The 3,890-nt window shown below is 71.0% G+C and carries 2 protein-coding genes; one reads left to right on the top strand and one right to left on the bottom strand.

Annotation, left to right across the window (positions count from 1 at the left end; genetic code table 11):
• Positions 1 to 688 precede the first annotated feature (688 nt).
• The gene (locus LLG88_00395) at positions 689 to 2,419 is read left to right on the top strand and encodes a zinc-dependent metalloprotease (GenBank protein ID MCE5245372.1); all 1,731 of its coding nucleotides are present in this window, start codon (positions 689 to 691) and stop codon (positions 2,417 to 2,419) included.
• A 232-nt stretch (positions 2,420 to 2,651) separates the two neighbouring features.
• On the opposite strand, the gene LLG88_00390 is transcribed toward LLG88_00395, so the two are convergent.
• Complete coding sequence (locus LLG88_00390; GenBank protein MCE5245371.1) at positions 2,652 to 3,770, bottom strand: hypothetical protein; 1,119 nt, start codon at positions 3,768 to 3,770, stop codon at positions 2,652 to 2,654.
• Between the last annotated feature and the right edge of the window lie 120 nt (positions 3,771 to 3,890).

Here is a 3,890-nt window from a genome sequence, read left to right as displayed (position 1 = left end):
GGTCCGCGTTTCTGTAGGGGCGGCTGGCGCGCCGATCACGTCGTCGGAGCAACGGCGCCTCCACCGCGCCTGCCGCCCGACGTGAACACAGCACCCGGTTGCCGTTCAACGCCTCAAAGGCAACGGTCCGTGTATTGCACGTCGGGAGGCAGGCGCGGAGGAATCCTGAGCGCGGACACGACAATCGGGGCGCGTGTAGGGGCGGCTGGCGCGCCGATCACGTCGTCGGAACAACGGCTTCTCCACCGCGCCTGCCGCCCGACTCGATTTGCGCGCAATCCTGCCTTTCACGACGAAAGGCAACGTTCCGCGTATTGCACCTCGGGAGGCAGGCGCGGTGGAATCCTGAGCGCGGACACGACAATCGGGGCGCGCCAGCCTCCCCTACCGCGCGCCGATCACAGCGTCGGAACAACGACGCCTCCAACGCGCCTGCCGCCCGACTCGATTTCCGCGCAATCCTGCCTTTCACGACGAACGGCAACGTTCCGCGTATTGCATCTCGGGAGGCAGGCGCGGAGGAATCTTGAGCGCGGCAACGTTCGTCGGGACGCGCCAGCCTCCCCTACGGCGTCGCGAAGATTCGCGTGAACGAGGGCGGCGCCGAGTCGCGAGAGGGTCGATGGCGGCGCGCGAAGGCGGGAACCTACATTGATCGACGGGCAGGGAGGGAACAGGAGCCGCACGGTTGCGACAGGCCATCACCGCCGTTCTCGTCGGATCGGTTCTTCTCCTGCTCGCCGCGGCGCACGCCGTCGCGGGCGAGCCGCGCCGCGTCGTCCTCTGGGGCCAACGGGTCGCCGGCGCCGACGGCTCCGCGGACACGGCGGAGGTCGTCGGGATCGACGACCGCCTCGCGCCCGATCTCCTCGCCGCCAAGCCGGACGCCCCGCTGCGGCTCGCCGAGTTCCCCCTCGAGCCGGGCCGGCGCGCCGCGGTGACGCTGGAGCGCCGCGAGATCTACGCCCCGGGCGCGAAGGTCTTCCGCGTCGAGGCGGCCGGACCGCGGGAAATCCCGCGTTCGCGGCTCGTCTTCTTCGTCGGCGGCCCCGACGACGAGCGGGATTCGCGCGTCGTCGCGGCGATCGATCCGGACGCGCGCACGATCAGCGGCTTCGCCCTCACCCCGCGCGGCACGTTCGAGTTCGGCCCCGAAGGCGCCGACCCGCGCCGCCTGCTGGTCGCGGACCTCAAGGCGCGGAACCGGGCGCTCGGCGCCGAGCCGCACTGGGAGTGCGGCGCGGAGGACCTTCCCGCCGCGCCCGCCTCCCTCTTCGCCTCCGCGGCGTCCTCCTCGCTGCAGCTCCCCGCCGCGCAGACCGACGCCGCCGCCGCCGCGGCGACGACGCTCGAGAGGGCGACGATCGCCGTGGACACCGACAACGAGTGGATGCTGAAGAAGTTCAACAACGACCAGACGCAGGCGACGAACTACCTCGCGCAGCTCTTCGCCGGGATCACCGCGATCTACGAGCGCGACCTCTCCGTGCGGATGCTGCAGGGGACGACCTACCTCCGGCCTTCGACGCAGGCGGACCCGTACACGCAGGGGACCGGCGGCAACGCGAGCTCGGCCGAGCTGCAGGAGTTCGGCACGTACTGGACGAACAACTACGCGTCGGTGAAGCGGGCGCTGGCGATCCTCTTCTCCGGCAAGCAGTCGAGCGACAGAAGCTCCTCCGGGATCGCCTGGGTGGACGCCCTCTGCAACACGTCGTACGGCTACGCCTTCGACCAGACGTTCACGTTCTCCGGGGCCACGGCGGCCGACGACGTGATGGTCGCGGCACACGAGCTGGGCCACAACTTCGGCTCGCCGCACACCCACTGCTACAGCCCGCCGATCGACCAGTGCTACTCCGGCGAGAGCGGCTGCTACAGCGGGGCGACGAGCTGTCCCGCGGCGCAGACGATCAACGGGGTGACGAACGTCAAGGGGACGCTGATGAGCTACTGCCATCTGCTCTCCGGCTGCTCGACGTCGAACGTCTTCCACCCGCGCAGCGTCTCGCTGGTCTCGCCGAAGGTCGCGGCGCAGGTCGGGGTGTGCATCTATCCCGCGACCGGCGCCGGCGAGGCGAGCGCGCAGGGGACGATGAAGGCGGCGCGCGGAACGTCGGGCGCGGTGACCGTGACCTACGGCGCCGCGTGCGGCTCGAGCGGGAGCACGATCTACGCGGGGGACCTGACGACGCTCCGCTCGACGGGCGTCAAGTGGACGCAGCGGGCCTGCGGCGTGGGGACGTCGGGCACGACGAGCTTCACGCCGAGCGCCGCGTCCTCCTACTTCGTGATCGTCGGCAACGACGGCCAGTTCGAAGGTTCGTACGGCCGCGCGTCGAGCGGCGTGGAGCGCCCCGCCGCCGCCGCGGGCGGCTCGTGCAGCTACCAGCAACTCCTCGGCACATCCTGTCCCTGACGCCGGCCGCCGCGCGCGGTTGCCTTTGAACGCCTCAAAGGCAACGTTCCGCGTATTGCACCTCGGGAGGCAGGCGCGGAGGAATGTTGAGCGCGGACACGACGATCGGGGCGCGCCAGCCTCCCCTACGGGTTCATCGACGAAAATTTGCGAAGAGTCCCGCCGGGAGGCGGGCGCGGTGAAATTTCGGACGCGGCGACGAATCGTCGAAACGCGCCCGCCTCCCGGCGGTTCAGTGGTTGAGACGCTTCTGGATCCGCTCGACAAGCCGGGCTTGGTTCTTGCCGCCGACCTGCTTGGCGAAGGCCAGCGCCTCCTCCAGCGTCTTGCGGGCCCCGGCCTTGTCGCCCTTCTTCTCCTGGATGCCGGCCTTCGTTTCGTAGATCCCGACCTTGCGCGGGCCGTAGGCCTTCCCGAGCGCGCGGTCGGCGGCGGCGAGCGCCTCGTCGTAGCGGCCGAGGTCGCGCAGGACCGCGGCGATCCGCGCCGGCGGGTTGTAGTCGGCGGGGAGGTCGCGCTCGTTGGCCTGCAGCGCGGGGAGCGCGCGGGAGACGTCCCCGAGCGCGCGCGCCGCGTTGACGAGCGCGGAGTCGTAGGCGGTGCGGGCTTCGGCGTTCGTCGCCTCGGCCGCCGCCTTCTGCACGAAGCCGAACCACTCCTCGGCGAGCTTCTTGGCGCCGGCCGCGTCGCCGGCGTCGTCCCGCGCCGAGTAGAGCGTGCCGTAGATCCCGGAGCGGTCGTCGCCCAGAAGCCCCGGCAGCTTGACCGCCTCGAGGCAAAGCGGCTCGAGCCCCTTGACGGCGGCCTCGCGCCACTTCGCGTCCTTCGGCGCGCCGAGCGCGCAGTCGAGACCGCCGGCCGCCGTGTTGGCGAACGATGGCCCGCGCGGCATCTTCGGCGCTTCGGCCAGCGCGCGCGTCGCGCACGCCTCGTTCTCGCCGGCGGAGGAGAGCGCGCCGACGAGCGCCTCGACGACGCGGGCCCGCGCCGTGTCCGGCATCTGCCCCTTGAGCGCTTCCTCGAACGCGGCCGCGGCTTCCTTGTACTTGGCCTCGCCGTTCAGCGCGTTGGCCTTGGCGAGGGCGTCCCCGCCGCCGGAGCGCGCGGCGCGGAACGCGTCGGAGGCCTCGTCGAAGCGCAGCTGGATCTGCGCGACGTCGGCCGTGCCGGCCCACTTGTAGATCGCCTTCTCGGTCTTGGGGTCCACGACGAGGAACGTCGGCACCCCTTCCCATTGGTACTTCCCGGCGAACTCCGCGTTCTTCTCGGTTTCCTCGGCGTCGATCGCGAGCCAGACGAACCGTCCGGCGTGCTTCGTGAGCGCCTTGTCGGTGAAGACGTTGGCGCGCATGAAGCGGCAGGTGTGTCACCAAGGAACCCAGATGTCGACGAAGATCGGCAGGTCCTTCGCCTTCGCCGCGGCGAGCGCGCGCGCGTAGTCGTTCTCGATGAACGGCAGCGCGGCGGCGTA

This window comes from bacterium, assembly GCA_021372775.1.
In the GTDB taxonomy this organism is placed as follows: Bacteria; Acidobacteriota; Polarisedimenticolia; order J045; family J045; genus JAJFTU01.
This window is presented reverse-complemented; position numbering and strand designations above follow the sequence as displayed.